The sequence below is a fragment of the Halomonas sp. BC04 genome, assembly GCF_000568385.1.
In genome coordinates this window covers 16,687-42,659 of record NZ_AZQX01000361.1, presented here as the reverse complement: position 1 = coordinate 42,659, position 25,973 = coordinate 16,687, and the positions used below count along the sequence as shown (strand labels likewise).

The window sequence follows — 25,973 nt, the reverse complement described above, 5'->3', positions numbered from 1 at the left end:
CGAAAGATATAGCTAATGAGGCGTGCCATGGGGGTCGTCTGGGTACGAAGCACAATATCTTCGAGGCGATTAGTGAGTTCAGTGGTCAAATAGTTGAGGAATTCAGCTCGACAGGCTGGCTGTCGATTCAAGATAACACGGCCAGCCTCTGTAGAGATGGAGAGAACATGAGTCCGGCGAAGCGTTTCGGCCGAGCATCGATATAAACCACCCATCGAAACCAAGCTAAGCTCACCAAGTACCTCGCCACGCCCAGCGAAGCGTATTGTCGCAGTTTGGCCATCCTGAGTGTTACGCTCAAGCCTGACAACACCGTCGATAATAAGGAAAAATGTCTTCGATGGAAAGTTCTGTCGATATAGCCAGGCGCCATTATCGAATATACTAACTTCAGAATTAATTAATAAATGATTGATGTCCTCGTCAGTGAGCGGACTAAGCCAAGGCACGCAGCGCACAAAATGGCGCAGCTGAGAAAGCTTGGTAATCTGAATGGGGGAGTTGTCGCTGTTTTGTATGGCAGGCATTTTCTAACCTATATATTCTAGCAGAAATCGTGCGTCCCGGCTAAACACCAGAGCAAGAAATAGGCCCCTCCGAGTGAGATGCCTGGCGCTGATGGATGCTCTAATATCATGGTGGCGACTGTTTAAGGCGCGGTCGCAGTACCACTTCTCCTAAACTTGAAGGAAAGATGGATTCGGCAGCCCATCGTCCCCGCCACCAAGGCTATTGACTGTCCTTCTTTGTCTGCTTCACCTCCCGGATCACACTGCTTTGCCTGAATCCTGGTTGAGGCGGCAACAGCCGCTCATGGCTACATTGACGGAGAGGAAGCAGTCAGAAGCAGGGCTGCGACCAGCACGATCATTACCATCAGCCCGGCTTCGAGAGCGATGCTGTGGCTCAGCCGACTGGCTGCCTTCGGCTCTTCTCGTGCCATGGCGGGGATCAGCCAGCAACGGTTGATGGCACCCAGTACCAACAGCAGTGCCACCAGAGCCAGCTTTACCGAGAGCAGTTGACCGTAAGGTGTGTCCCGTAGCGCGCTGGGCCGCCCCCCCAGCAGCCAGATGGCAAGGCTGCTACCGGCGATGAGCAGAATAGGCACCAATAACAGGGCGAGTGAGCCGAAGCGCATCAGCAGCCGTGCTGACTCGGTAGACGAGCCGCTTCTGGCCAGCCGATATAGTGGCATCAGCGCCGCGGCCCAGAAGGCAGCTAGGCTCAGGTGCAGCATCAACAACGCACTCTGCCAAGGCGCGCCGCGGGTATGGCCCACCTGGCAAAAGCCAGGAGCACCAGCCCGATGCCCGCTAAGCTCAGTCCGTGGCGAAGCCGCTGGAACTGGCCTTCCAACAGGTTGGCTTGCAGCAGAAGCAGCCCGACCAACGCCAGCCGCAAACGATCACCCTGTGCACCTTCACCACGATGCCCAGCAGCACCGGGTTACGGGCCGCTGCCCAGTTGCCTCCGCCCAGATAAGCGGCTTGGAGCAGCCAGAGCAGTAGCAGCATGCCGATAGCGGTCCAGGTGGCGAACAGGATACTGCGCTGGAGCATGGTCGCTTCCTGCGAAGGCAGGGAGGGGAAGGCGAAGCGAAACAACACGCCGCCCATCGCCAGCAGTGCACACCCATAGAACCCAGCCAGGGACAGGACCCGGCCGATAGACCAGGGATCCAGGCCGGCCAAGGCAAGGTCGTTCATGATTTACTCTTGAATCGTGAAGCGGTAATCGCCCGACATGGTATGGCCATCCTCGGCGATACCGCGCCAGACGACCTGATAGTCACCTGCCTTCAGGGCGGCGGCGGGCATGGCGGTATGCTCCTCCGCCAACGGGCCGGTCGGGTCCTCGCTCAGCTCGACGGCACCCTGGGGGCCGCTGACATCGAACTGCGTGATACGAATCGGCGAATCGAACTGGAGAACCAGCGTGTCAGGCGCTTGTTCCAGCAGCGCACCATCGGGTGGATGCGTATCGGTAATATGAGCGTGGGCCCAGAGCGTTTGGCTTAGCAGGCTAAGTGCGAGTACCAGTGCCACCATAAGAACTTGCCTACTGGATATTGCTATCATTACCTGCTCCTTCGAGAATGCCTTTGAAAGCGGCTTCGCCCTATTGGCACGAACCTGGTTGCGCTCTATTGGTGCCAATCCTATTGGTGATGCATTATCATCGCTGCTTTTCTCTTCATCGGGTTTGGCCGACCTCTGGTGCTCTAGGCAGCCGGCGTGGTGCATATTGAAGTTTTCAAGCTAGGGAAAAAGCCGCGGGCTCACATGAGATCCCTGCCGCGATGTACCGGTATGTCGTGCAAACCGAAGGGCTTGCGCATGGATTCAATCATGTAGAAGTCCGGTTGATGCTCGATTTCCTTCCACTCATACCATTCAGGTTTTTCGATCTCTTCATACTCGACCACCAGCATGGAGCCGCCGTGCTCTCGACCGTCGTTTGTCGTGTGATGGTCGATGTGGTCATGGGTCATCCAAAGGCCTGGGTTGTCCATGTGAACAATCACATCATAGCGCTCACCTGGCTGCATACCCACTACATCGGCTTCATAAGGCTCCGGCAACGGTGTGCCGTCCTTATGGGTGACGAGCATGTCATGTCCATGTAGATGGAAAGCCACGGGAATGGTCGCCGCAAAAAGCCTCATGCGGAGCACGTCTCCTTCCTGCACCCGGATGGCTGGGTCATGGGAAATGACTTGCCGTTGATGGAGTAATAATTCAACACGTCTCCGGGGCCCGGCCCATCTCCAAACCTGTCGGCATACTTGGATGACCATCCGGAGAACATGAGAATCGCGTCATGCGTCACCTCCTGCTCCAGTGCCGACGGCTCCTTAGGCTCCACGATAAGGGGCCCCACATGCCCCGGATGCCGACGTGTTCGTTGACATTCACATGGCAGTGATACCAGAGGCTACCCGCCTTATCGGCCACGAATCGATACGTAAAGCTCTCCCCCGGTTCGATGCCATGCTGGGTCACATGCGGAACCCCGTCAGATTGCCAGGTCCCTGTCTGGAAAATGCCATGCCAATGTACGGTGTGGTTAAGTCCCGTGAAGTTGTGTACTGTTACCTCTACTTCGTCACCTTCCTGCACCCTGATCAAGGGCCCGGGTACTTGGCCATTGAAACCCCATACCTGCGCCTTAAAGTTCGGCGCCACGTCGATTTCGACTTCTTCGATAGTCATCTCAAACTGACGCACCTCAGCCATTGCAGTGGGCATGGCGGTCAGCAGCGCAATCAGCAGGGTCAAACGCATAGCCATCAACATTGCATTATCTCCGTTTTTAAAATCAGGTGCATACGGACATGGGCTCGCTATCACTATTCCTCGCAACACAACTCGCGCATGTAGCGAACCAGGTCGTGGATCTGATCGTCGTCAAGGTTGTGATTCCATGCTGGCATCAATACCGACTGGCTGATCGATGCACCGCCATCCCTTACGACACGAAACAATTCCTCGTCCGTGCGCCCCATCATCTCGCGACGGTCGGTGTGATCCCTGGGGAACACTGACATGTGCGGCGCATTGATACCCTTTCCTGTCCCCTCTACTCCGTGACATTGAGAACAATAGCGTTCATAGAGTAGGCGGCCTTCCTCGGCTACTGCGGAGCCCGCAACGGTCGTCAGCAGCACAATCATTACAAGGATTCGCATAATTACTCCTCGGCAATGGTCTTGAGATAGTCCACCAGCTTGTGGATGGCGGCATCGTTCATCTCGAGCACCGGCATCATGGTGTCCGGATTCCAATGCACCGGAGATCTCACAAAGGACACGATGAATTCCGGCTGGAGGCGATCCCAGGCGCTATGTAGCTCAGGCCCAGATTTTCCGCCTTCGCCTTGCACGTCCTCATGGCATGCGACACAACCTTTGAAGCGCCTGAAGTCCATCTGCCCCATTCGCAAGGACACCGAGCCCGGCTCATAGTCTTCCTCTGCGAGCCGTTCCGCGTATGGAGTCAGGGTCATCAGGAACCCGGCGACCTCCTCGGCAAGTTCGGCGTCGAGAGCTGGATGGGTGACTAGACTCGCTTCATCGATTACGTCACCGTCCGGAGTTGTCTGGATGTGAGCCGGCGGGTAGTGGCCGGCAGGCCGGATTCGTTCGGGTGCCTGAAGCCAATCGCGGAGCCACTCCTGCCGATACTTGTCGCCTGCGTAGTAGAGCGGCGGTCCGTTCTGCGCCCAGTTATCGGCCGAAGGACCAGGTTCACGACCCAACGGCTCGGCTGCATGACAGGCCACGCAATTCTCTGTGACGAAAGTTGCCACGTCGGTGCCGGCCCCGCTCTCGAAGTAGCGGGGCGTGTCATCGGCCCCCGCTTGGGCTGCGAGGGCAGCCAGCACACAGAAAGGCAACCATCTGGTAATCGGCATAAGATCACCCCCTATCAGTCGCATGGAAATGGATCAGCGCGGAATCAGGTTGTCGCCGCGTCCCAGCTCCGGGTCGGCGTCGGAATGGTTCATCAGCACCGTGATCGCGCCTTTCATGGCATGGCGCATGCGATGATCAACAATCGCATTGTTGGTCGGTCGGTCTGCAGGCGGCACGATATCCATCACCATGCCGTGCGAAGGTGCCACTTCGACTGTCTGCAAGCCGTGGCGTAGATTCAAAGGATTGCCGTTATCCCAGACACGATCCCAGATTCCGGCAATCGGATGGAGTGCGGCGGACTCGTTGATCATGGCGTTCACGAAGTACATGCGGACCCGCTCTCCGGGCTCCGCCTCAAGTGTTAGCGCCGCATTGGGATCATGTACCGGGTCGTAGTGAAAGGACTTGCCATTGATCAGGGCGGCCTGCCAGCGTTGGCCCATGGTGATATCTTCCGGCGATGCTCCCTGCTCAAATAGGTCACCTTGAACCAGCACATACTCACGATCCGGTTCCGGATAGGCGTCCGTGTAGCCCTCCTCTGGATCCACGATAATCACCCCGTACATCCCGCGTGCGATGTGTTCCGACATCGAATCGCTGCCGCAATGATAGAGGAACACGCCAGGGTAATCGGCCGTGAAGGAAAACTGCTTGCTTTCCCCCGGACGGACATCGCTGAACTCATCGAGCACGTCGACACGTGCGGCATGGAAATCCATGGAATGACTGTTGCCGCTATCCGGATGGTTGTGCAGGGTGAAATTGACGGTGTCCCCCTGCCGGACCCGGACCAGCGGACCAGGAATGGTGCCATCGTAGGTCCACATGCGCTGGGTGCTGCCGGCGTTGTCCACAGCAATATCGACTTCCTTGGCCGTCATCTCGATGTCCACGGTCTCGGCGTGCAGGGGGTAAGCGGTGAATCCGGCCACCGCGAGCAGTGCAGCGGGTAGTGTGCGTCTCAACATGATGATCCCCATTTTGGTTGACGTCAGCGACAGAGAATCTGTGACCTGGAAGAGTCATCCAGAAAGATTCTGATGAAGAGCATCTTTGGCAGACGTCGCTTAAACATCAAGCACAGTTGCACACTGTTTTCACCGTAACAGTTAGAGGCGCGCCAGCTCTCCGCCTGGTTTGCATGCCAGGTGTCTAGGTGCCAAAACCCCGATTTTCAGATATTTCCGGCTGACGGATGCGCAAGCCATCAGGTGCTGGGCACATCCCCATTGCATCTTATTATTTTTCTTGTAAGATTCTTTCTGAAGGAATCTTTTGTCTGAAGGGCGCAATCGGAGAAATGCATGCAGCTTACCCAGTTCACTGACAATGCTCTCCGGGTACTCATGTACCTGGGCTTTCGCAACGAGGATCAGGTCACCATTTCCGAGATATCGAGCGCCTACGACATCTCCAGGAGCTATCTGATGAAAGTTGTCAGCCATCTGGCAGCTAAGGGGTTCGTGCATACGTCCCGTGGCAAGGGCGGGGGAATTCGCCTCTCCCGCCATCCTTCACTGATCAATCTGGGCGAGGTCATCCGCGAGTGCGAGCCGGACTTTCACGTGGTGGAGTGCCTGGGGCCTGTACAGTCGTCCTGCCCCCTTCTACCAAATGCGTGCTGCGCTCGATCCTGCGCGAGGCGATACATGGGTTCCTCAGCATCCTGGACAAGTACAGCATCGAAGATCTGGTGGCGAGCCCCAGTGTTGGTCATGAGCTCTTGCGCAGTCCCAACTGAGTCCAATGTCGCCCCGTTGACAGTCGACGCCCTGCCCGCGGAGCTGGGGATATTGGGAAACGTAGCGTGAAAGAGGAGAGTCCCAACATGCGTGAGGATCGTTCTCCCCTCATCTATGAAGGCATCGCCAAGCGGACGGCCGATCTGATCCGATCAGGTATGCTGCGATCGGGAGACCGACTTCCATCGCTCAGGCAAGTTAGCCGTCAGAATCACGTAAGCCTGGCGACGGCAATTCAAGCCTATCGATGGCTCGAGGAGCGCGACCTCATTTTTGCGCGGCCCGGATCCGGGTTCTTTGTCACTTACGGTGAGCATGGCACGGCCATGCAAGGTGAAGCCGGCGCAGTAATGCTTTCAGCCGATTCACGCCCTTACGACACAGCTTCAGAGCTTTGGCTGCCTCCCCGGCCGGCATCGGGCCTTCTGCCGGAGCACCGGCTCAGTCGGCTCATCGGCGCGATGGTGCGGCGCCACCCATCAATGATCAACTATGAGACTGGTCCGGCCGGGGACCACGATCTTCGAAGCCAGATTGCACGCCGAGCCACCAGTCTGGGCCTTGACTGTCACCCCGAGGACATCGTAGTCACTTCAGGTGGACTTGAGGCGATAACTCTTGCCCTGCGAGCTGTATCGGAGCGGGGTGATGCGATTGCAGTGGAATCCCCCTGCAGTGCAGCCACACTCAGCGTGCTTCGAAGTCTTGGGCTTGTGCCCATGGAAGTGGACGCGACGAGAGAACACGGCATTCATCTCGGCCGATTGGATGAAATGCTTACCACCCGGGATATCCGTGCCTGTCTGTTCGCAACGAACTGCTCGGATCCACTGAGCTATGTGATGTCCGATGCCAGCAAGCGTGATCTCATGCGTATCCTCGCGCGCCATGGCGTTCCACTGATAGAAAACGACATTCTTGGGGATCTGGCCTATGGCGAACGCCCCAGCCCTGCAGCGGCCTTTGCCGTACAAGATAATACACAAGTCTGCTCGTCGTTTACCTACACCCTGGGAGCCGGCTTGCGGCTGGGTTGGCTGGCGCCGGGTAAATACCTTGCTCGGGTGTTGGAGCTGAAGGCGGCTTCCAGCGTATCGCCTCCTCCGCTTATCCAGTGCGCTGTGGCAGATTACCTCCAGGGTAGCGGATTCGAACGGCACCTCCGGGCACTGCGAAGGGCATTGGAGTTGCGCACAGAGGTCTTGGCGCAAGCTGTGAGTGCATATTTCCCCCCGGCTACCCGCCTGTACCCTCCTGCGGGAGGATCTTCCATGTGGATCGAACTTCCACCCAGCTCTGATGCGTGTTCACTGTGGGAGCGCTCACCAGGTAACGGTATTGACTGGGTACCTGGTTGCCGGTTCACGACGAGCCGCACGCTCTGCGACTTTATGCGCATACCGGCTACCGAGGTGCGGGGACATGCAATGGACGCGCGGATCACAGCACTCGGGACACAGGTGAAAAGGATGTCATTCTGATGCCCGCTGCGCCGATCACCCACGCCTCTGGGGTGATCGAGGCGGCTTAGCGTGGTTCCGTCTGACCGACCGGCTAGAGGTGGCATATCCCCCAATCTCCCTTGACGAAACAGTAAAAGTGCCTAACTTTAAAGAAGTAAAATAGATGCTTCTTTATGGTGTGATACGAAGCTCTTCAATGAGGTTCGCACGATATCCAGCTTTAGGAGCCAAATATGCAATTTTCTCAACGCAGAATTTCTCTAGCCTGGGGCACTAGCTTTGCCATCTTGGTCGTGTGTCTCCTGATGGGTGCGATCGTCGCATCTGCGGACAGTAACGGTGAGCAGGAGGAGGCCGACTCATGGCTGCCCAGCCTCATTACAGAGACGCCCCAAGAAGGCTTTGCCATGGCCGTCACGCTTTCCCAAAGAGGCGTTGTCGCCACCCAGCCTGATGCCGAGGTTCGCATGGCACAGCGCTCCGAGTATGACGATGACCCCGACAGTCTGATCGCGGCATCGCAGGTGATTGCCACGCATTTCCGCACAGTTGCTGCAGCCAATGACTACTGGCGCGAGTAGCGCTTCTGGCCAGGTTTAGAAACACACTAGGAGGAGGTGGCATGTTCGTTTATTTTCAGGATGCTAATCAAACGCATTCGCTGGGTAATGCCCTGATGGTAGCTGGTTTACTACTGCTATTAATGGGAATTTTGGGGGGGTACATACTCGATAACTACCTGTCACTTTTCATTCAGGTGGTGGCCCATCTGCTTGTCATCGCTGGTCCAACGCTTATCAAGATCGGGTATGTGATACGTCTCAATGCCCGTCAGCGCCTGCACCTGGCCTATTGAGGGAGGCGCCATAACAGGAGACCTTGATGATCAAGGTACAGCTCTACCGCTACCACCCCGAGCAGGACGATCTTCCACGGATGGAAACGTTGGAGGTCGAGGAGCGCTTCCGAAAAGCAATGGTGCTGGATGTCCTCGAGCACTTGAAACAGCAGGATACCACTCTGGTCTACCGGCGCTCCTGTCGTGAAGGGGTGTGCGGCTCCGATGGCATGAACATCAACGGCAAGAATGGCCTGGCCTGTGTGACGCCGGTCGCTGAGGCGCTGAGCGGGACGGATACCTTGACGATCAGGCCGCTACCCGGGATGCCGGTGATTCGAGACCTGGCTGTGGATTACAGCCTTTTCTTTCGCCAGTTCGAGAAGATTCGCCCCTGGCTGATCAACGACAAGCCGCCTTCTACCAGCGAGCGGCGGCAGAGCCCGGAGGATCGCGAGAAGCTCGACGGCCTCTACGAATGCATCCTGTGTGCCTGCTGCAGCTCGGCCTGCCCCTCCTGGTGGTGGAATCCCGACAAGTACATTGGCCCGGCCGGGCTGCTGCAGGCTTATCGCTTCCTCATCGATAGCCGCGATACCGCCACCGACGAGCGGCTGGCCGACCTCGACGACCCCTTCAGCGTGTTTCGTTGCCGACAGATTGCCAACTGCACCTGGGTATGCCCCAAGGGGCTCAACCCGATGCGTGCCATCGGTCATATCAAGGTGATGCTCCTGGCGAGGGGCAGCTGACCAGAGCCCGCATTCGAATAAGAAGGAGCTACACGATGGCATTTCAACAGGTGAAGGATCTGCTGGCATGGATTCATGAGTTCCATCAAAAGCTTAGCGAGCAATATACTCGACTCGCTGAACTGCAGCAGGATGAGCGCATGAAAATGGCGTTGGTGTTTCTGGCCGACCGTGAGCGGCGGATGCAGGAGGGTATGGCGGCTTATCTGGAGGACGCCGATGAGGGGCTCTTGACCACTTGGCTGATCGACAGCCAGGAGTTTGTTCATCCCCGGGTGCTGGAACGGATTCCCGAGTGCCTTGGCTGTCAAGATATTCATGACATCCTGGCGAACGTAATGACGGCCCATCAGACCCTCAAGGACATGTATCGTCTGCGGGCCGAACTGTCCTCCATTCCCGAAGAGACAGAGCTTTTCGAGAGGCTCGCCGAGCAGCAGGACGCGGAGGCGCGCCTTCAGACCCGCGATATCGCGCGTCTCGACATGTACTGAGTTCTTGGGGGCGGTCCCGTGAATAAAAGCGCCCCGGCCAGGCCGGGGCGCTGTCGTCGTGTCAACGGTGCCGCTAGTGCTCAGGCCGCGTCGAGGGGGCGCGAGGGGCCAAAGTGCTCGAAATGGCGGCGGCTCTCGTCGACGCCGAGTTCCGCCAGTGCACGGTCCACCGCAGTCATGAAGCCCTGGGGGCCGACGAAGAAGCAGCGTGGCTGGCCTTCCGGGAGATGGCGCCGCAACAGCTCACGGTCAATCCGGCCGATATGGTCGGCCTGGTCGCCTCGCTCATGAACCATCACCGTCTGCAGCTGTTCCGGATGCGCTTCGGCCAGGGCCGTGATCTCGTCCCGGAAGGCGTGGTGCTGAGCATCCAGGGCGGCGTGCAGGTAGACCACTTGGCGCCCCTGGGCGAGCGCCTGGCGAGCCAGAGGCAGCATCGGCGTCTGGCCGACACCACCCGAGGCCAGCAGCAACGGCCCGTCACCGTCCTGCAGGGTCAGGTCGCCGGCGGGGGGCAGTAGTTCCAGGGTATCGCCCACCGCCATGGCGTCGTGCAGGTGGCAGCTGGCTCGGCCCTGGGGTTCACGCTTGACCGAGATGCGATAGTGCTTGCCGTTGGGTACATCCGACAGGCTGTAGTGGCGATAGAGCGGCTCGCCGTCGATGGTGAGCCTGACGCCGATGTACTGCCCGGGGGCATGCTCGGCAACCGGACCGCCGTCGACGGGCGCCAGCACGAAGGAGCGAATCACCGTGCTTTCCTGATGAATGTTGGCGATGCGAAACTCGCGGGGACCGCGCCAGCCGCCGGGGCGCCGCTCGAACTCCAGGTAGCGGTGATCCTCCAGCTCGATCAGCAGTCCGGCGAGCTCTTCATAAAGCGTGCTCCAGGCGTCGGCGATCTCCGGTGTCACGGCGTCGCCCAGCACCTCACCGATGGCGGCCATCAGGCACTCGCCGACAATGGGGTAGTGCTCGGGGCGAATGTCCAGGGAAACGTGCTTGCTGACCACCGTAGCCAAGGTCTCGCGCACCTTCTCGCGGTCTTGGCGAAGTTGCACATAGGCCAGCACGGCGCCGGCCAGCGCCCTGGGCTGGCCTCCGTCGGCCTGGTGGGCGTCGTTGAATAGCGGCTTCACCTCGGGGTAGCGGGTGAACATCAGCGGGTAGAAGCGCTGGGTGATGGCATCGAGGTGTTCCGCCACGACCGGGGCGGTGGCCTCGATCAGCTGTTCCTGCTCGTGGGTGAGCATGGGGCGTCTCCTTCGTCAGGGATGACTTTATAAAGAAGTATGTAGAATACTTCTTTAAGAAGGCGATGACGTGAGACCCAATGTCGCAGCCAGGATCGGAAAAGCCGGGGGAATCCCCGGCTTTTCGCTTTCTCGGTGTGACCTTGGACTTCTGGGCCTACAGCCCGATGCGATGGGCCCGGTGGGTAAAGAAGATGCCGCTGGGCGACTCGGCCGGCAGGGTCGCCAGGACCTCGAAGGTACGGGTGTCGTAGACGGTGATCTGGTTGCTGTCCCGGGCCGAGATCCAGATATGTTCGCCACGAGGCGTGAATTCCTTGTGCAGGATCGACTCGCCGGGCGACAGAGTCTCTATCACCTCCAGGGTGCGGGTGTCGATCACCTGCACCTTGTCGTTGAGGGGATGGGCGAAGGTGACCCATACCTGCTGCTCGTCGGGGCGGCTCATGACGAAAATGGGCTGGCCGTGCACCTCGATGCGCTCGGTCAGCGACCAGTCGCGGGTATTGGCCACCAGCACCTCGTTGCGGCCCACGGCGGGGAAGAAGGCCTGGTCGCCGGCCATGGCCCAGCCCTCCAGGTGCGGCATCTTGTAGACCGGCAGGCGCTCCTCGCCGCGGCCGTAGTCGGGCAGGATGCGCTGTACACCATTCTCCGGGTGCCACAGGTCGAGCAGGGCCATGCCGTCCTCGCCGAACAGGCCGGCAATGTAGTAGCGGCCGTTGGGTGTGATCAGGGCGTCGTAGGGCATGCTGCCGACATCAGGGTACTTCGTCAGCGCCGGCGGCTCGGTGGACATGTCCAGGGTCCAGATCTCGCCGGCCTCGAAAAGACTGAAGACGAAGATGTTGCCGGGCACGTCCACCACGCCCACCACCTTGGCCTGGTCGGTGGTGCCGTCGGGCTTCTCATAGGTGGCCGGCACGTCGATCACCAGCTCCATGGTCTCGACGTCGAAGACCTTTACGCCGCCCGGTTCGTAGTTGCCCACCGCCACGTAACGGCCGTCCTGTGAGATGGCGCCGCCGATGCTGTTGCCGCCCTGAATGATGCGCCCGTCGATCTCGCCGGTCAGCAGGTCCAGCCGGGTCAGGCCGCCGTCACGGCCGAAGACGAAGGCGTGACGGGCGTCGCGGGTGAATTTCACCGAGGCGTGGGAAAGATCGCCGAAGCCCTCGATGTTCTTGAGCACGGTCTTGTGGGTGGTGTTGACCAGGGCCACGCTGCCGGTGGCGCGCTCGATGACCACACCAAGGTCGCCGGTGCCGCGCAGCTCGACATGTGCCGTGGCGTCAGGCTCGGCAACTGCCGGGCTGGTCAGCAGCAGGGCAGCGGCGCCGGCGGCGAGCAGCGTCTTGATCGGGGTGAAGAGAGGCATGGACGACTCCTGGTCAGTCTGGCGAATTCAGTGTTTCGAGGGGGTTGTCGTGTCGCAGGTGGTCGGCGATCCAGCGGGCGTCTTCCTCGCTGATCAAGGCCTTCCAGCCCGGCATGGCGCTGCCGGGAATGCCGTGCAGGATGATGTGGGCGAGCGCATCGACGGTGAACCCCTCCATGCGATCCCGCGGCAGCGCCGGGCCCAGTCCGCCGCGCAGTGTCATGCCGTGACAGGAACCGCAGTCCTGGTAGAGCAGGGTCTCGAGCTCGGCCTGGCGCTGGGGATCGAGGTCACCCTCGCGGCTCTCCGCCATGGCGGTGGCCGAGAGCAATATGCCGATGAGCATGAAGAGAGCCGGCTGGTGCATGGAAAACCTCGCAAGACGACGGAAGAGGAAAGGCCGCGAGTGGACGTGGGCCGTCAGCGAAGTGTCCCCCCGTTGCGGTTTCACTGCTTTGACGGATATCAAGGTCGGGCGAGTAAAAATTCCTCTTTTGACCTGTGTCAACCGCAGCGCCGATGACCGCTTAAAGACGTGATGAGGCATGTAAGATGCGTCTTAACATCATGCTTTCCATCGACCGGCTCGGTACCTGCCCATGGCTGCACTTGACCTTCTCGACCGTCGCCTCATCGACACCTACCAGCGCGGCCTGCCGATCTGTGAGCGGCCCTATGCCGCCATGGCAGAGCAGCTTGGGGTGAGCGAAGCCGAGGTGGTCGCGCGGCTGCAGGCCCTGCAGGACGAGAAGGTGTTGAGCCGGGTCGGCCCGGTCTTCGATCACGCCCGGGCCGGCGCCAGCTGCTGGCGGCGGTGGCGGTGCCGGAAGCGCTGCGTGACGAGGTGGCCGAGGTGATCAATCGCTCTGCCGGGGTCAACCACAACTACGCGCGTGAGCATCGCTACAACCTCTGGTTCGTGATGACCGCCGCCGACGAGGGGCAACTGGAAGTGCGGCTCGATGCGCTGGAGGCCGAGCTCGGCCAGCCACTACTGCGCTTGCCGATGCTCGAGGGCTTCCATATCGACCTGAGCTTCCCCATACCCTGGGCCGAGTTGGAGGCGCCATGAGTCTATCCCTGTCCAGTACCCTATCCGAGACCCATGCCGAGCACCGCCTGCGTGCGCTGCTGGAGAGCGGGCTGCCGCTGACCGCCCGGCCCTGGCACACCCTTGCCGAGCGGTGCGGGATGAGCGAGAGCGAGGTCATGGCCTGCGTGCAGCGCTGGCAGGAAGAGGGGCTGATCAAGCGCATGGGCCTGGTGGTCAAGCATCATGCCCTGGGTATCTGCGCCAATGCCATGGTGGTCTGGAACGTGCCCGACGAGGCGGTTGGTGAGCTGGGCAGACGCCTGGCGGCCGAGCCCGCCGTGACGCTTTGCTACCGCCGCCCGCGGCGGTTGCCCGACTGGCCCTACAACCTGTTCTGCATGATTCATGGCACTCGTCGCGACCGGGTTCTGGCCGCGCTGGACGAGATCGTCGAGCGCCAGGCGCTGCAGGCCATTCCCCACCGCGTGCTGTTCAGCCTCAAGGCCTACAAGCAGCGCGGGGGCCGCTATACCCGAGAGGACGACAGCCATGATCGCAGAACGACTCAGTCGGCCTGAGCCGGCGGAGCTGGACGCCGCCGACCGGCGCATCATCAACCGCCTGCAGGATGGCCTGCCGCTGGTCGAGTCGCCCTTTGCCGCCGTGGCGGCGGAAATCGACCTGAGCGAGGGTGAACTGCTCTATCGGCTCGAGCGACTTCGCGACAGCGGCGTGCTCAGCCGCTTCGGCCCCATGTACCACGCTGAGCGGCTGGGCGGTGGGCTCACCCTGGCGGCGCTGGAAGTGCCGGAAGCCGACTTCGAGCGAGTTACTGAGGCGGTCAACGCCTTCCCCGAGGTGGCCCATAACTACCGCCGCGAGCACCGTCTCAACATGTGGTTCGTGCTGGCCACCGAGACGCCGGAAGGCATCGCCGAGGCGATCGAGGCGATCGAGGCGGCCACCGGCCTGCCGGTCTTCAACATGCCCAAGCAGGAGGAATTCCATGTCCGTCTCCACCTGCCCGTCTGAAGCGAACGTCGCCACTCCTGTGCCGGGTAGCCTGGACGCCGTCGACCGCGCCATCATTCTCGCCACCCAGGCCGGCCTGCCTCTGGTACCCGATCCCTGGAGCGCCGTGGGCAAGCCGCTGGGCATCGACGGGGAAGAGGTGCGCCGGCGGATGGAGCAGATGCAGGTGTCCGGGATCATCCGCCGCATTGCCGCGGTGCCCAATCACTACCGGTTGGGCTACCTGGCCAACGGCATGACCGTCTGGGACGTGGACGACGCCCATATCGACCGCCTGGGGCGTGCCGTGGCGGCATTGCCGGGGGTCAGCCACTGCTACCGTCGGCCGCGCCACCTGCCGGAATGGCCCTACAACCTGTTCGCCATGCTGCATGGCCAGACCCACGCCGATGTGGAGCGTCAGGCCGATGAACTTCGCTCCCTGCTCGGTGACGCCTGCCGGGATCATCGCATTCTCTACAGCTCACGCATTCTCAAGAAGACCGGCCTGCGACTGGCCGGCCGGTCCGACAGGCAGGCCTAGGCAGAGCCAAGGCGCGCCGATAGAGGAGTTTCCCATGTTCAGAGTCACCCGCTACATCAAGTCCCTGGTCGAGCCCACTCCTGTGCCGCCGGCGCGCAAGCCGCCTGGCCCGGTGGTGATCTGGAACCTGATCCGTCGCTGCAACCTGACCTGCAAGCACTGCTACACCACCTCGGCGGACATCGACTTCGCCGGCGAGCTCTCCAACGCCGAGGCCCATGCGGTGCTCGATGACCTGCAGGGATTCCAGGTGCCGGCGCTGATCCTTTCCGGGGGCGAGCCGCTGATGCGACCCGATATCTTCGAACTGTCGCGGCGGGCGCGGGAGCTGGGCATCTATACCGGGCTGTCCACCAACGGCACCCTGATCGATGAGACCAACATCGACGAGATCGCCGACATCGGCTACGACTACGTCGGCATCAGCATCGATGGCCTGGAGGAGACCCACGACGTGATCCGCCAGCGCAAGGGCGCGTTTCGTGAGTCCATGCACGCGGTCAAGCTGTGCAAGGAGCGTGGCATCAAGGTGGGGCTGCGCTTCACCCTGACCCAGCAGAATTACGAACAGCTCGGTGACATCCTGGCGCTGATCGACGAGCACGACGTCGACAAGTTCTACCTCTCGCACCTCAATTACGGCGGCCGTGGCCACCGCCACGGCAAGCATGATGCCTGGCACCAGATGACCCGGGACGCCATGACCCAGCTGTTCGACCACTGCCGGGCGGAACTGGCCCGCGGCGTCGAGCGCGAGTACGTCACCGGCAACAACGACGCCGATGGCCCTTTCCTGCTGATGTGGGCCCGTGAGCACTTCCCGGAGCAGGCCGAGACCCTGGAGCGGCGACTGACCAACTGGGGAGGCAACGCCTCCGGTGAGAACATCGCCAACATCGACAATCTCGGCAATGTGCACCCGGATACCTTCTGGTGGGATCACACCCTCGGCAACGTGCGGGAAAAGCCGTTCTCCGAGATATGGCGCGACTCACCGGATCCGCTGATGCAGGGCTTCCGCCAGCGGCCGCGTCCACTCAAGGGGCGCTGCGGAGAATGCCGCTTTCTTCCGATCTGCAACGGCAATACCCGGGTGCGGGCTTGGAAAGTCACCGGCGACCCCTGGGAAGAGGATCCCGGCTGCTACCTCAGCAATGAGGAAATCGGCGTCGAAGAAAACCGCCAGCGCCGGGTAGCAGCACCCTACGACGCCATTCAGAGCATCGAGCTGTAGGCCTACACAGAATCAGAAAGACGACCGTTAGACGCTTCGGGGAGAGGCCGACCATGATCACACATCGCCATTCGCGAAACCTGAGCTTCGATCTCGACGAGGCGCCATTGGCGCCCGGCGAGGTCGCCATCGTGGGTGCCGGACCCGGCGACCCCGGCCTGTTGACCCTGCGCGCCCTGTCGCTGCTTCAGCAGGCCGACTGCCTGGTCTTCGACCGGCTGGTATCCCAGGAAGTGCTGGCCATGGCGCCGGCCACGGCTCGCCGCTTCTATGTGGGCAAGGCCTCGCGCTGCCACGCCCTGACCCAGGACGAGACCAACGCACTGCTGGTACGCCTGGCGGGTGAGGGTAAGCGTGTCCTGCGCCTCAAGGGCGGCGACCCCTACATCTTCGGCCGTGGTGGTGAGGAAGCCGAATACCTGATCGAGCATGGCGTCGGGTTTCGCGTGGTGCCGGGAATCACCTCGGCCTCGGGCTGCTCCACCTACTCCGGCTTTCCGCTGACACACCGGGACTTTGCCCAGAGCGTGACCTTCGTCACCGGCCACTGCAAGGCGGACAGTGCGCTGGATCTCAACTGGGCGGCTCTGGCGGTGCCCAACCATACCGCTGTCTTCTACATGGGGCTGGCCAATGCCGAGCTGATCAGCCGTGAGCTGCAGCGCCACGGCTTGCCGGCCTCGCATCCCGTGGCCCTGGTCGAGCGTGGGACCACGCCTCAGCAGCGCCATGTACTGGCCACCCTGGGTGACGTGGTCGAGGTGATCGAGCGGGAAAACTTCCAGCCGCCGACCCTGATCGTGGTGGGTGAGGTGGTGCGCCTGGCCGATAGCCTGGCACCGGCCATGACCCGGATGACGCGACGCGATACCGACACGGACAACGGTAGCGCCGATACACCGGTGGAAATGGGGAGGGTGGCGCTGTGACCCGACCCTCGCTACTGCTCGGCGCCCTGCTGGGCCTCACCATGCCGGTCCTTCCGGCCGTGGCCGACGAGCCGGATGCCCACGTGCTCTACAACCACCACTGCGCGATCTGTCATGGCGTAAGCCGGTTGGGCGGCATCGGCCCGGCACTGCTGCCGGACAACCTCTCGCGGCTCAAGCAGGACGAGGCCTTCGAGGTCATCCACGATGGGCGCATTGCCACCCAGATGCCTGCTTACGGCGAACTGCTGGACGAGGCCGAGATCGCTGCCCTCGCCGAATGGATCTTCGAGGCGCCGGAGGTGGAGCCGAGCTGGACCGAGGAGGATATTCTGGCCAGCCAGGACGTCCGCCACGCCCATGGCACCCTGCCCGACGAGCCGGTGTTCGAGGTCGAGGATCTCAAGAACCTGTTTATCGTGGTGGAAATCGGCGATCACCACGTCAGCCTGCTCGACGGCGACAAGTTCGAGCGCATTGCTCGCTTCCCCAGCCGCTACGCACTGCACGGCGGGCCCAAGTACACCCCGGACGGCCGCTATGTCTACTTCGGTTCCCGGGATGGCTGGGTGACCAAGTACGATATCTACAATCTCGAGGTCACCGCCGAGGTGCGTGCCGGCATCAACATGCGCAATATCGCCGTCTCCGCCGATGGGCGCTATGTGCTGGCGGGCAATTACCTGCCGCACACCCTGGTGCTGCTGGATGCCCGTGACCTGGACCTGATCGCCACCATCCCGGTTGAGGGGCTGAATGGCGAAACCTCGCGGGTCAGTGCCGTCTATACCGCGCCGCCGAGAAACAGCTTCGTCGCCGCCCTGCGCGACATTCCCGAGGTGTGGGAGATCCGCTGGCCCGAAGAGCGGGCCGACGGCGACGAGACCATCGTCGGCGACTTCGCCCTGCACCGCATGGAGGCGCCGGACTACCTCGACGACTTCTTCTTCGACATGGAGTACCGCTACCTGGTGGGCGCCGCACGTGGCGGCAAGGGCGGGCAGGTGTTCGACATGGACGAGGAGGTCAAGGTCGCCGACCTGCCGCTGGAAGGCATGCCGCACCTGGGCGCGGGCATCACCTGGGAGCTGGACGGGCGCCGCGTCATGGCGATTCCGCACATCGACAAGGGGCAGGTATCGGTATTCGACATGACCGACTGGTCGCTGATCACCCATATCGAGACCGATGGCCCCGGCTTCTTCATGCGCAGCCACGAGAACTCACCCTACGCCTGGGTGGACGTCTTCTTCGGACCCAACCACGACCGGATCCATGTGATCGACAAGCAGACCCTGGAGATCGTCGAGACGCTGATCCCCGAGCCGGGCAAGACTGCTGCCCACGTGGAATTCGACCGCCGCGGCGAAACCCTGCTGCTGAGTATCTGGGACGACGACGGCTACCTGCTGTGGCTCGACGGCAACACCCTGGAAGAGCTGGGGCGCATGCCGATGAAGCGGCCCTCCGGCAAGTACAACGTCTGGAACAAGACGCAGTACGAGGAAGGCACCAGCCACTAGGAAGCACTGCCTGCTTGCTGCGCTCGATATCCTGGCCGCTGGCGGTGCTCGCATTCCTCATTGAGCAGCCAGTCAACTCCGGATGCTGTGCTCCGGCAGCGGCCAGCCTATCATCGCTCGCGACAGCACTCAGCGCTCCCAGAAGAAAGAAGTATTCTTGATACCAGTCATGGTGCTGCCCGGCCCATGCGCACACAATGGCCTTATCCAAGCGTTTGAGTCGGGTATGCCACCATGAAATCTGCCACTTCTGCACTGCACGCAGCATCCGGCCTGGCGCGTCTTCCCGTGGCGCGCCTCGCCTTTCGCCCCTTCTTTCTGCTGGCCGCTCTGTTCAGCGTGCTCTCCCTGATCGTCTGGTTCGCCTTCTGGCATGGTGACATCCTGCTGCGGCCTCATGGCGGGCTCATGTGGTGGCATCAGCACGAGATGATCTTCGGCTTTGGGGCCGCTGTGGTGGTGGGGTTCCTGCTGACGGCGGTGCAGAACTGGACCGGGCAGCGCAGCGTGAGCGGTGCCCCGCTGCTGGGGCTGGTGGTCCTCTGGCTGGCGGCACGGGTGCTGCTTGCTACCCCATGGGTCTGCCGGCCTGGCTGCTGGTGCTGCTCGACGTTTCCTTCCTGCCGCTGGCAGCCCTGGTGATGGGGCGACTGGTGATCCGTGCCAAGCTGTGGCGCAACCTGATGTTTGTGCCGGTCTTGCTGCTCCTGGCCCTTGCCAACCTGGCCATGCACCTTGGTGTCACCCAGGGCAAGCTGTCGCTGATTCGTGAGGGCGGCTACCTGGGCGTGCTGCTGATCGCCATGCTGATGGTTCTGCTCGGTGGTCGCGTCATCCCCTTTTTCACCTCGCTCAAGCTGGGCCGTCCCAAGGTGGCACCCATCGCCTGGCTGGAGGCGCTCGCCCTGGGATCGGCAATCGGCGTGGTGCTGTTGCAGTTGCTGGTGCTGTTCGGCGTGCCCGTGCCGGCGGGGCTGCTGGCGCTGGTCATGCTGGTGGCCGCGGCGTCCAATTTGGTGCGTCTGGCGCGGTGGGAGGGGTATCGCACCCTGCATGAGCCGCTGCTCTGGGGCCTGCACATCAGCTATGCCTTCGTGTCCGTGGGGCTGTTGATGTGGGCGCTGGCGCTGATGGGGGCCTTTCGCGTCGAACTGGCCCTGCATGCCCTGGCCATCGGCGGTATTGCCACGATGATGCTGGCGATGATGTCGCGGGTCGCTCTGGGTCACACCGGGCGCACCATTCGCACCCTGCCGGGCATCGGCGTGGGCCTCGGCCTGATGTTCGTCGGCGCCCTGCTGCGCTCGCCGGTGCTGGCGATGTTCCCGCAGATCACCCACTGGACCTATAACCTCAGCATCCTGTTCTGGTGTATCGCCTATCTGATTTTCCTGTTCCATTACACCCTGCCACTCTTGAGCACCAGAGTGGATGGAAAGGATGGCTAAGGGAGCAGTGCCGTGATCGAACACTATCTTCTGATCAAGCACTGGCACATGACCACGGCAGTGCTGAGCATCGCCTTGTTCATGCTGCGGGCCTGGTGGTCGGTGCGGGAAGCACCGATCCTGCAGCGGCGCTGGGTCAAGATCGTGCCACACGTCAACGACACGCTGCTGCTCACGCTGGGCATCCTGCTGATGGTGATGTTGTCGATGTGGCCGCAGCATCACCCCTGGCTTGCTGCCAAGATCCTCGCGCTGCTGGGCTATATCCTGCTGGGAACGGTGGCGATCAAGCGCGGACGTACGCCCCTGGTCCGAGGCATGGCGGCCCTGGCGGCGGTCATGACCTTTCTTTACATGCTGGGTACGGCTATCTTCAAGGATCCCCTCTGGTTTGTGTAGGAATGCGCTCTTCCACGAGCCCGCCAGGCTTCTATACTGTGAGCCTGACACACACGACAAGACGAGGAAAAACCGCATGGCCAATCATGATCTTCCCTCCGGTGCCGGCAAGGTGGCGGATGATTATCCCGAGGTGTGGCAGGCCTTTGCCTCGCTGGGTAAGGCGTGTGCCGAAGCCGGCCCGCTGGATGCCCGCACCCGACGCCTGGTGAAGCTGGCGCTGGCGGTAGGAAGCGGTTCCGAAGGGGCCGTGCATTCCCACATGCGGCGGGCCAGGGATGAGGGCATCGAGCCCGAGGCGCTCAAGCAGGTCGCGATGCTGGCGATTCCGACCCTGGGGCTGCCATCCGGTGTGGCGGCATTGACCTGGATCGAGGACATCACCGAGGCCTGATTCCTGCCCGTTTTCCCATGGCGGGCATCGACGGTGCCCGCCGTGCGACATCTGACCGCAAGCCTTTCCCTCCCGTTATACCGCCTCTTCCGCGGCTCTTTGCTCCGCATTTGACGAAGGTCAATGCCGGGCTCGACACAGGACGGTACTCTAAAGATGCACCACAAATGCATGTTTAAAGGGTGGGACTGATCGATCATGATCGCAGGTCCCTTGAAAAGCCACACGAGCGAGGGGGGAAAGGCCCATGACCGAAGGCCTCACCAAGGCGGCGGCCCGTAATATATTTTACGGCGGCTCGCTATTCTTCTTCCTGCTGTTTGCCGCGCTGACGGCTCACAGTCACTTCTACATCGTCAATACGTCGACCCAACCCATGTCGGACTCCGTCAGGATGGGGAAGCATGTCTGGGAAGAGCATAACTGCATCAACTGTCACACCATTCTTGGGGAAGGCTCTTACTTCGCGCCTGAAGTGGGCAATGTCTGGACGCGTTTCGGCGGTCGCGACAACCCCGAAGGGGCGCGCATGGCCCTTGAGGCTGGATGAACGCCCAGCCCACCGGCGCGCCCGGCCGTCGCCAGATGCCCGCCTTCGACATCAACGATGAAGAAATGCAGGCCCTGATCGACTTCCTGGAGTGGACCGATTCCATCGACACCCAGGCTGGCCGCCGCATCCGGCCGGCTGATCCGGATTCCAGGAACCAAGGAGAGTCGAACCGATGAAATACGAAACGCAGAAGGTGGCCTTACCCTTCTTCATGGTGGCCATGGCGCTATTCGCGCTACAGATCGTCTTCGGGCTGCTGGCCGCAGCGGCGTACGTGTGGCCGCACTTCATGTCCGAAGCCATGCCGTTCAACATCACCCGTACCAGCCATACCAACCTGCTGATCGTCTGGTTGCTGATCGGCTTCATGGGTTGTACCTACTATTTGATGCCGGAAGAGGCCGAGAACGAGATCTACAGCCCCAACCTGGCCTATTTCCAGCTGGCGCTGTTCGCCATCGCCGGTGCCGGCGCGCTGATCAGCTACCAGTTCGGCATTCATGAAGGGCGTCACTATCTCGAGCAGCCGCTGTGGGCGAAGGTGGTGATAACGGTCTCCTTCCTGATATTCCTGTTCAACACCAGCCTGACCATGCTCAAGGGACGCAGGACCGCCATCAACATGGTGCTGATGCTCGGCCTGTGGCTGGCGGCGATATTCTGGCTGTTTGCCTTCTACAATCCCGACAACCTGGCGCTGGACAAGCTGTGGTGGTGGTGGATCGTCCATATCTGGGTGGAAGGCGTGTGGGAGCTGATCATGGCCTCCCTGCTCGGCTATCTGCTGATCAAGATGACCGGCGTCGACCGCGAAGTGATCGAGAAGTGGCTCTATGTGATCGTCGGCCTGGCGCTGTTCTCCGGCCTGCTGGGCACCGGCCACCACTACTACTGGATCGGCACACCTGCCTACTGGCAGCCGATCGGCAGCATCTTCTCCACGCTCGAGGTGATTCCGTTCTTCGCCATGGTGGTGTTCGCCTTCTACATGTTCTGGAAGGGCAGCCGCAACCACCCCAACAAGGCCGCCATGCTCTGGACCCTGGGCAGTGCCGCCGTGGCCTTCTTCGGCGCCGGCGTGTGGGGTTTCATGCACACCCTGTCGTGGATCAACTACTACACCCACGGCACCCAGATCACCGCAGCCCACGGCCACCTGGCCTTCTACGGCGCCTACGTGATGCTGGTACTGGGTGTCATCACCTACGCCATGCCGCAGCTTCGTCGCGTACAGCCCTATAACCAGGTGCTGAACATGTGGGCGTTCTGGATCATGACTTCGGCCATGTGGTTCATGACCTTCACCCTGACCTTCGCAGGGGTCGTCCAGACGCACCTGCAGCGGGTCCTGGGCATGAACTTCATGCAGATCCAGGAGCAGCTCGAGCTGTTCTACATCATGCGCTTCGGTACCGGCATCTTCGTGGGTATCGCCGCCCTGATGTTCATCTACGCTGTGTTCGCCCCCGCGCGTGAGCAGGTGCCTGCCACCAGCCGCCCGCTGACCGCCAACGAGTGATAGATCCTCGGTGGGGTGCGCCTCGCGCCCCACCGAGTCTTCCCCTGGAGTAACGCCATGTCTCACACTGCTACCGCCCCGGCAGCCGTTCATGACCGTGAGCGGGACCTGCCCTACTACGAACCGGTCGGCAACGAATGCGCGCTGTTCGAGCAGGCGTATCAACAGCGGCTACCGCTGCTGCTCAAGGGACCAACCGGCTGTGGCAAGACCCGTTTCGTCAGCCACATGGCGGCGAAGATGGGCCGCCCGCTGTTCACCGTTTCCTGTCACGATGACCTCACCGCCGCCGACCTTACCGGCCGCTACCTGCTGCAGGGAGGCGAGACCCGCTGGGTCGACGGCCCCCTGACACGGGCCGTGCGCGAAGGCGGTATCTGCTACCTCGACGAGGTGGTGGAGGCGCGCAAGGACGTCACCGTGGTGCTCCACCCCTTGACCGATGATCGACGCATGCTACCGCTGGAGCGTACCGGCGAGCTGCTCGAGGCTCCCAAGGATTTCATGCTGGTGGTCTCCTACAATCCGGGATATCAGCACATTCTCAAGTCGCTCAAGCCGAGTACTCGCCAGCGCTTCGTGGCGATGTCCTTCGACTTCCCGCCCCCCCGGTAGAGTGCGACATCGTTTCCCGCGAAAGCGGCCTGTCGCATGAGCGTTGTGCCGCCCTGGTGAATCTGGCGGCCCGGCTGCGCGAGCTGAAGGGCCAGGACCTGGAAGAGGGCGTTTCCACCCGCCTGCTGGTCTACTGTGCCACCCTGATCAATGCCGGCATGCCGATCCTGGAGGCGACCCGCGCCACCCTGGTCGAGCCACTTTCCGACGACCTGGATGTCCAGGAAGGGTTGATGGAAGCGATAAACGCCACTTTCGGCTGAGGAAACCCTGACACATTACTGCGCTCGATATCCTGCCCGCCGGCGGTGCTCGGAATCCTCATGTAGCAGGCTACACTCCGGTTGACTCGGAACCTTCGGTTCCTCGCCCCTTCGGGGCCATCCTTCGGATGTTTGTCGCTGCACTCGGTTCTGCGCTCCGGCGGCGACCAGCCTATCTTCGCTCGTGACATGTCTCAGCGCTTCCTTAATTGGAGAAACACCATGCTGCACTTTCTCGAAGTCGAGGAGTTCGTCGGTCGCCACTGGCACCGCTGGGCGTCCAGTGCCGCCAGCTATCAGCGCTACCCCGATGCGGCCGTGAACCTGGAAGACCTGCGCCATGTGCTGGGTGTGTTCTTCCGGGCCAGCGGGGGCGAGGCAGGGGTCGAGGTCGCCGCTATCGTTGCGCGCAGCTCCCAGCATCGCCTGTCGCTGCGCCAGCGCCTGGGCTTCGACGACGAGGCCATCGACCAGGCCCGCCGCGACGAGGAGAACCTGCTGCTGCCCCCCACGCTGGACGTCTTCCCCGATCCAGCCCTCAACCGGGACCTCTACTTCTGGCTGGTTGCCTATCTAGCCGTGGCGCAGCGCCCGGTGGCCAAGCGTGACCCGCTGCGTGACGATCTCTCCCGGCTGAGGGAGTCCGTGCGTGCCCGCGATGCAGCGCTGGCTCGTTTTCCGGGGCTTGTGGAGCGCTATCGTCGCCTCTGCATGGCGCTGCTGATCGTGCGCCCCTCGCGCAGCCGGCTGCCCCCCATGGAGCAGGCGCTGGAGGAGACCCTGCGCGTGCTGCTGGGCGAGGAACTGGCGCTGGAAGGTTGGGCCGCTGCCATGCACCGGGCGGTGTGTGACGGCGAGGCACCGCTGACCGACTTCCGCGCGCCGCGGGGCTACCGCCCGCCGCTGCCGGTGCCCCTGTGGGGCCAGGTGGTGGAGCTGGGCACCGGCTCTGGCCGCGAGGAGAGCGCCGATGATCCCCACGAGGGCGAGACCAACAGCCCCCAGACGGTGAGCGACGGCAAGCGCAAGGCCGAGCGCAAGACCCAGGACCAGACCGAGCGCGACGACCCGCTGGTCGCCAACCGCTTCGAGAAAATGCTCTCCTGGACCGAGATGGTCAACCTCAATCGCCTGGTCGAGGACAACGAGGACGAAGAAGCCAAGCGTGCCGCCGAGCAGATGGAGGAGATCATCCTGAGTCCGCACAAGCAGCGTGCGGCGACCCGCATCAAGGTCGACCTAGACCTGCCCCCGGACGAAGTGCTGGGCGAGCGGCTGAGCGGCAAGCACCCCTACGCCGAATGGAATTACCGCAAGCAGATCTACCTGCCCGACCACTGCCTGGTGCATACCGAGCTGCAGAGCGAAGAGGGCGAGCAGTGGGAGCCCGATGCCGCCACCCACCGGCGCATTCGCCGGGTGCGTCGCGAGTTCGAGGCGCTGCGTCCGCGCCGCGAGATGCTGCGCGGCCAGCTCGATGGCAGCGAACTGGATATGGACGCGGTGATCCGTTCGCGCTGCGACCTGGCCGCCACCGGCGAGTCCAGTGACCGCCTCTACCAGGCGACCCGGCAGCAGGCCCGGGACCTGGCAGTCTCGATCCTGGTTGACGTCTCGCTCTCCACCGATGCCTGGCTGGAGGATCGCCGGGTGCTCGACGTGGAGAAGGAGGCGCTGCTGGTGCTGGGCCACGGCCTGGCCGGCTGCGGCGACGACTACTCCATCCACTGCTTCACCTCGCACCGCCGGCAGAAGGTCTGGGTCAACACCCTCAAGACCTTCGAGGAGACCATGAGCGAGCGGGTGGCGCGGCGCATCTCGGCGCTCAAGCCGGGGCACTACACGCGCATGGGCCCGGCGATCCGCCACGTGACCCAGGAGCTCGCCAAGCGCCCCAATCGGCATCGGCTGCTGTTGTTGATCACCGACGGCAAGCCCAACGACACCGATTACTATGAGGGTCGCTACGGCATCGAGGACACCCGCAAGGCGGTGCTCGAGGCGCGCCAGCAGGAGGTGCGGGTCTTCGGCGTGACCGTCGATAGCGAGGCCCACCAGTATGTCTCGCGCCTTTTCGGCCGCGGCAGCTACGCCATCGTCAACCGACCCGAGCATCTGACCCAGGCGCTGCCGGGCATCTATCGCCAGATCATCGGCAACTGAGG

General features: G+C 62.0%; 36 protein-coding genes. 24 read left to right on the top strand and 12 right to left on the bottom strand.

Annotated features, from left to right (window positions below; all coding sequences use genetic code 11):
- From Q427_RS30650 to Q427_RS24450, 9 genes are all read right to left on the bottom strand, one after another.
- Positions 1-527, bottom strand: a 527-nt coding sequence (locus tag Q427_RS30650) for a Crp/Fnr family transcriptional regulator (RefSeq protein WP_081786196.1), incomplete at its 3' end; no start/stop codon positions are given.
- Positions 528-817: 290 nt separating this feature from the next.
- A complete protein-coding gene (locus Q427_RS32800) occupies positions 818-1,282 on the bottom strand; it encodes a CopD family protein (RefSeq protein WP_197030819.1) in 465 nt (154 codons plus the stop codon).
- Between the two features lie 40 nt (positions 1,283-1,322).
- Positions 1,323-1,709, bottom strand: coding sequence for a hypothetical protein (locus Q427_RS32795; RefSeq protein WP_197030818.1), 387 nt, complete (start codon positions 1,707-1,709; stop codon positions 1,323-1,325).
- 3 nt (positions 1,710-1,712) lie between these two features.
- On the bottom strand, positions 1,713-2,051 hold the full coding sequence (locus Q427_RS32790; RefSeq protein WP_051496669.1) for a copper resistance CopC family protein: 339 nt from the start codon (positions 2,049-2,051) through the stop codon (positions 1,713-1,715).
- 230 nt (positions 2,052-2,281) lie between these two features.
- Complete coding sequence (locus Q427_RS32785; RefSeq protein WP_269321312.1) at positions 2,282-2,800, bottom strand: multicopper oxidase domain-containing protein; 519 nt, start codon at positions 2,798-2,800, stop codon at positions 2,282-2,284.
- Between the two features lie 28 nt (positions 2,801-2,828).
- Positions 2,829-3,299, bottom strand: coding sequence for a multicopper oxidase domain-containing protein (locus tag Q427_RS32780; RefSeq protein WP_197030816.1), 471 nt, complete (start codon positions 3,297-3,299; stop codon positions 2,829-2,831).
- Positions 3,300-3,352: 53 nt separating this feature from the next.
- A complete protein-coding gene (locus tag Q427_RS24460; RefSeq protein ID WP_043517914.1) occupies positions 3,353-3,691 on the bottom strand; it encodes a c-type cytochrome in 339 nt (112 codons plus the stop codon).
- 2 nt (positions 3,692-3,693) lie between these two features.
- Positions 3,694-4,386 (bottom strand): c-type cytochrome, encoded by a 693-nt coding sequence (locus Q427_RS24455; RefSeq protein WP_197030815.1) that lies wholly within the window; start codon positions 4,384-4,386, stop codon positions 3,694-3,696.
- Between the two features lie 63 nt (positions 4,387-4,449).
- On the bottom strand, positions 4,450-5,391 hold the full coding sequence (locus Q427_RS24450; RefSeq protein ID WP_043517912.1) for a multicopper oxidase domain-containing protein: 942 nt from the start codon (positions 5,389-5,391) through the stop codon (positions 4,450-4,452).
- A gap of 336 nt (positions 5,392-5,727) precedes the next feature.
- Between Q427_RS24450 and Q427_RS37120 the strand changes: the two genes are divergently transcribed.
- From Q427_RS37120 to Q427_RS24420, 6 genes are all read left to right on the top strand, one after another.
- A complete protein-coding gene (locus Q427_RS37120; RefSeq protein ID WP_051496667.1) occupies positions 5,728-6,234 on the top strand; it encodes an RrF2 family transcriptional regulator in 507 nt (168 codons plus the stop codon).
- A 17-nt stretch (positions 6,235-6,251) separates the two neighbouring features.
- Positions 6,252-7,646 (top strand): aminotransferase-like domain-containing protein, encoded by a 1,395-nt coding sequence (locus tag Q427_RS24440; protein ID WP_043517910.1) that lies wholly within the window; start codon positions 6,252-6,254, stop codon positions 7,644-7,646.
- Positions 7,647-7,861: 215 nt separating this feature from the next.
- Positions 7,862-8,209, top strand: coding sequence for a hexameric tyrosine-coordinated heme protein (locus Q427_RS24435; protein ID WP_197030814.1), 348 nt, complete (start codon positions 7,862-7,864; stop codon positions 8,207-8,209).
- A gap of 41 nt (positions 8,210-8,250) precedes the next feature.
- Complete coding sequence (locus tag Q427_RS24430; RefSeq protein ID WP_051496666.1) at positions 8,251-8,484, top strand: hypothetical protein; 234 nt, start codon at positions 8,251-8,253, stop codon at positions 8,482-8,484.
- Between the two features lie 29 nt (positions 8,485-8,513).
- Positions 8,514-9,218, top strand: coding sequence for a succinate dehydrogenase iron-sulfur subunit (locus Q427_RS24425; protein ID WP_043517928.1), 705 nt, complete (start codon positions 8,514-8,516; stop codon positions 9,216-9,218).
- A 50-nt stretch (positions 9,219-9,268) separates the two neighbouring features.
- Positions 9,269-9,712 (top strand): 2-hydroxyacyl-CoA dehydratase, encoded by a 444-nt coding sequence (locus tag Q427_RS24420; protein ID WP_155833683.1) that lies wholly within the window; start codon positions 9,269-9,271, stop codon positions 9,710-9,712.
- 80 nt (positions 9,713-9,792) lie between these two features.
- Here the strand turns inward: Q427_RS24420 and hmpA are convergent, their stop codons facing one another.
- The 3 genes from hmpA to Q427_RS24405 form a co-directional block, all read right to left on the bottom strand.
- On the bottom strand, positions 9,793-10,965 hold the full coding sequence (hmpA, locus tag Q427_RS24415; protein WP_043517909.1) for an NO-inducible flavohemoprotein: 1,173 nt from the start codon (positions 10,963-10,965) through the stop codon (positions 9,793-9,795).
- Between the two features lie 157 nt (positions 10,966-11,122).
- Entirely contained in the window at positions 11,123-12,343 is a 1,221-nt protein-coding gene (locus Q427_RS24410; protein WP_043517908.1) for a cytochrome D1 domain-containing protein, read from the bottom strand.
- A 13-nt stretch (positions 12,344-12,356) separates the two neighbouring features.
- Positions 12,357-12,710: a c-type cytochrome gene (locus Q427_RS24405; RefSeq protein ID WP_043517907.1), complete on the bottom strand. Its 354-nt coding sequence runs from the start codon at positions 12,708-12,710 to the stop codon at positions 12,357-12,359.
- Between the two features lie 232 nt (positions 12,711-12,942).
- On the opposite strand from Q427_RS24405, the gene Q427_RS32775 reads away from it, so the two are divergent.
- The 18 genes from Q427_RS32775 (at position 12,943) to Q427_RS24335 (ending at position 25,971) form a co-directional block, all read left to right on the top strand.
- Entirely contained in the window at positions 12,943-13,200 is a 258-nt protein-coding gene (locus tag Q427_RS32775) for an Lrp/AsnC family transcriptional regulator (RefSeq protein WP_197030812.1), read from the top strand.
- Positions 13,197-13,415: a hypothetical protein gene (locus Q427_RS32770; protein WP_231613903.1), complete on the top strand. Its 219-nt coding sequence runs from the start codon at positions 13,197-13,199 to the stop codon at positions 13,413-13,415. Before Q427_RS32775 ends, Q427_RS32770 begins: the two co-directional genes overlap by 4 nt.
- Positions 13,412-13,954 carry a siroheme decarboxylase subunit beta gene (gene ahbB, locus Q427_RS24395; RefSeq protein WP_155833682.1) on the top strand — a complete coding sequence of 181 codons (543 nt, stop codon included), beginning with the start codon at positions 13,412-13,414 and terminating at the stop codon, positions 13,952-13,954. The genes Q427_RS32770 and ahbB (Q427_RS24395) overlap by 4 nt, the downstream gene beginning before the upstream one ends.
- Complete coding sequence (locus Q427_RS24390; RefSeq protein WP_051496664.1) at positions 13,926-14,408, top strand: Lrp/AsnC family transcriptional regulator; 483 nt, start codon at positions 13,926-13,928, stop codon at positions 14,406-14,408. Before ahbB (Q427_RS24395) ends, Q427_RS24390 begins: the two co-directional genes overlap by 29 nt.
- The gene (gene ahbB, locus Q427_RS24385) at positions 14,383-14,931 is read left to right on the top strand and encodes a siroheme decarboxylase subunit beta (RefSeq protein ID WP_051496663.1); all 549 of its coding nucleotides are present in this window, start codon (positions 14,383-14,385) and stop codon (positions 14,929-14,931) included. Before Q427_RS24390 ends, ahbB (Q427_RS24385) begins: the two co-directional genes overlap by 26 nt.
- 34 nt (positions 14,932-14,965) lie before the next feature.
- Complete coding sequence (gene nirJ, locus Q427_RS24380) at positions 14,966-16,165, top strand: heme d1 biosynthesis radical SAM protein NirJ (protein ID WP_043517905.1); 1,200 nt, start codon at positions 14,966-14,968, stop codon at positions 16,163-16,165.
- A gap of 53 nt (positions 16,166-16,218) precedes the next feature.
- Positions 16,219-17,094 (top strand): uroporphyrinogen-III C-methyltransferase, encoded by an 876-nt coding sequence (cobA, locus tag Q427_RS24375; protein WP_043517904.1) that lies wholly within the window; start codon positions 16,219-16,221, stop codon positions 17,092-17,094.
- Positions 17,091-18,617: a nitrite reductase gene (locus tag Q427_RS24370; protein ID WP_043517903.1), complete on the top strand. Its 1,527-nt coding sequence runs from the start codon at positions 17,091-17,093 to the stop codon at positions 18,615-18,617. Before cobA ends, Q427_RS24370 begins: the two co-directional genes overlap by 4 nt.
- 234 nt (positions 18,618-18,851) lie before the next feature.
- Positions 18,852-19,259 carry an NnrS family protein gene (locus tag Q427_RS34790; protein ID WP_231613902.1) on the top strand — a complete coding sequence of 136 codons (408 nt, stop codon included), beginning with the start codon at positions 18,852-18,854 and terminating at the stop codon, positions 19,257-19,259.
- Positions 19,193-20,065: an NnrS family protein gene (locus Q427_RS24365; RefSeq protein ID WP_231613901.1), complete on the top strand. Its 873-nt coding sequence runs from the start codon at positions 19,193-19,195 to the stop codon at positions 20,063-20,065. Before Q427_RS34790 ends, Q427_RS24365 begins: the two co-directional genes overlap by 67 nt.
- A gap of 12 nt (positions 20,066-20,077) precedes the next feature.
- Positions 20,078-20,464, top strand: coding sequence for a SirB2 family protein (locus tag Q427_RS24360; RefSeq protein WP_442905566.1), 387 nt, complete (start codon positions 20,078-20,080; stop codon positions 20,462-20,464).
- Positions 20,465-20,540: 76 nt separating this feature from the next.
- Positions 20,541-20,858 carry a carboxymuconolactone decarboxylase family protein gene (locus tag Q427_RS24355; protein WP_043517902.1) on the top strand — a complete coding sequence of 106 codons (318 nt, stop codon included), beginning with the start codon at positions 20,541-20,543 and terminating at the stop codon, positions 20,856-20,858.
- A 247-nt stretch (positions 20,859-21,105) separates the two neighbouring features.
- Positions 21,106-21,408, top strand: coding sequence for a hypothetical protein (locus tag Q427_RS24350; RefSeq protein WP_231613900.1), 303 nt, complete (start codon positions 21,106-21,108; stop codon positions 21,406-21,408).
- On the top strand, positions 21,405-21,587 hold the full coding sequence (locus tag Q427_RS34785) for a hypothetical protein (protein ID WP_231613899.1): 183 nt from the start codon (positions 21,405-21,407) through the stop codon (positions 21,585-21,587). The genes Q427_RS24350 and Q427_RS34785 overlap by 4 nt, the downstream gene beginning before the upstream one ends.
- Complete coding sequence (locus Q427_RS24345; protein WP_043517901.1) at positions 21,584-22,930, top strand: cbb3-type cytochrome c oxidase subunit I; 1,347 nt, start codon at positions 21,584-21,586, stop codon at positions 22,928-22,930. The genes Q427_RS34785 and Q427_RS24345 overlap by 4 nt, the downstream gene beginning before the upstream one ends.
- Before the next feature lie 57 nt (positions 22,931-22,987).
- Positions 22,988-23,545 carry an ATP-binding protein gene (locus tag Q427_RS24340; RefSeq protein ID WP_331280700.1) on the top strand — a complete coding sequence of 186 codons (558 nt, stop codon included), beginning with the start codon at positions 22,988-22,990 and terminating at the stop codon, positions 23,543-23,545.
- A 56-nt stretch (positions 23,546-23,601) separates the two neighbouring features.
- Positions 23,602-23,808: a CbbQ/NirQ/NorQ domain-containing protein gene (locus Q427_RS36540; protein WP_331280699.1), complete on the top strand. Its 207-nt coding sequence runs from the start codon at positions 23,602-23,604 to the stop codon at positions 23,806-23,808.
- A gap of 222 nt (positions 23,809-24,030) precedes the next feature.
- Positions 24,031-25,971, top strand: coding sequence for a nitric oxide reductase activation protein NorD (locus tag Q427_RS24335; protein WP_043517900.1), 1,941 nt, complete (start codon positions 24,031-24,033; stop codon positions 25,969-25,971).
- The last annotated feature ends 2 nt before the right edge of the window (positions 25,972-25,973 follow it).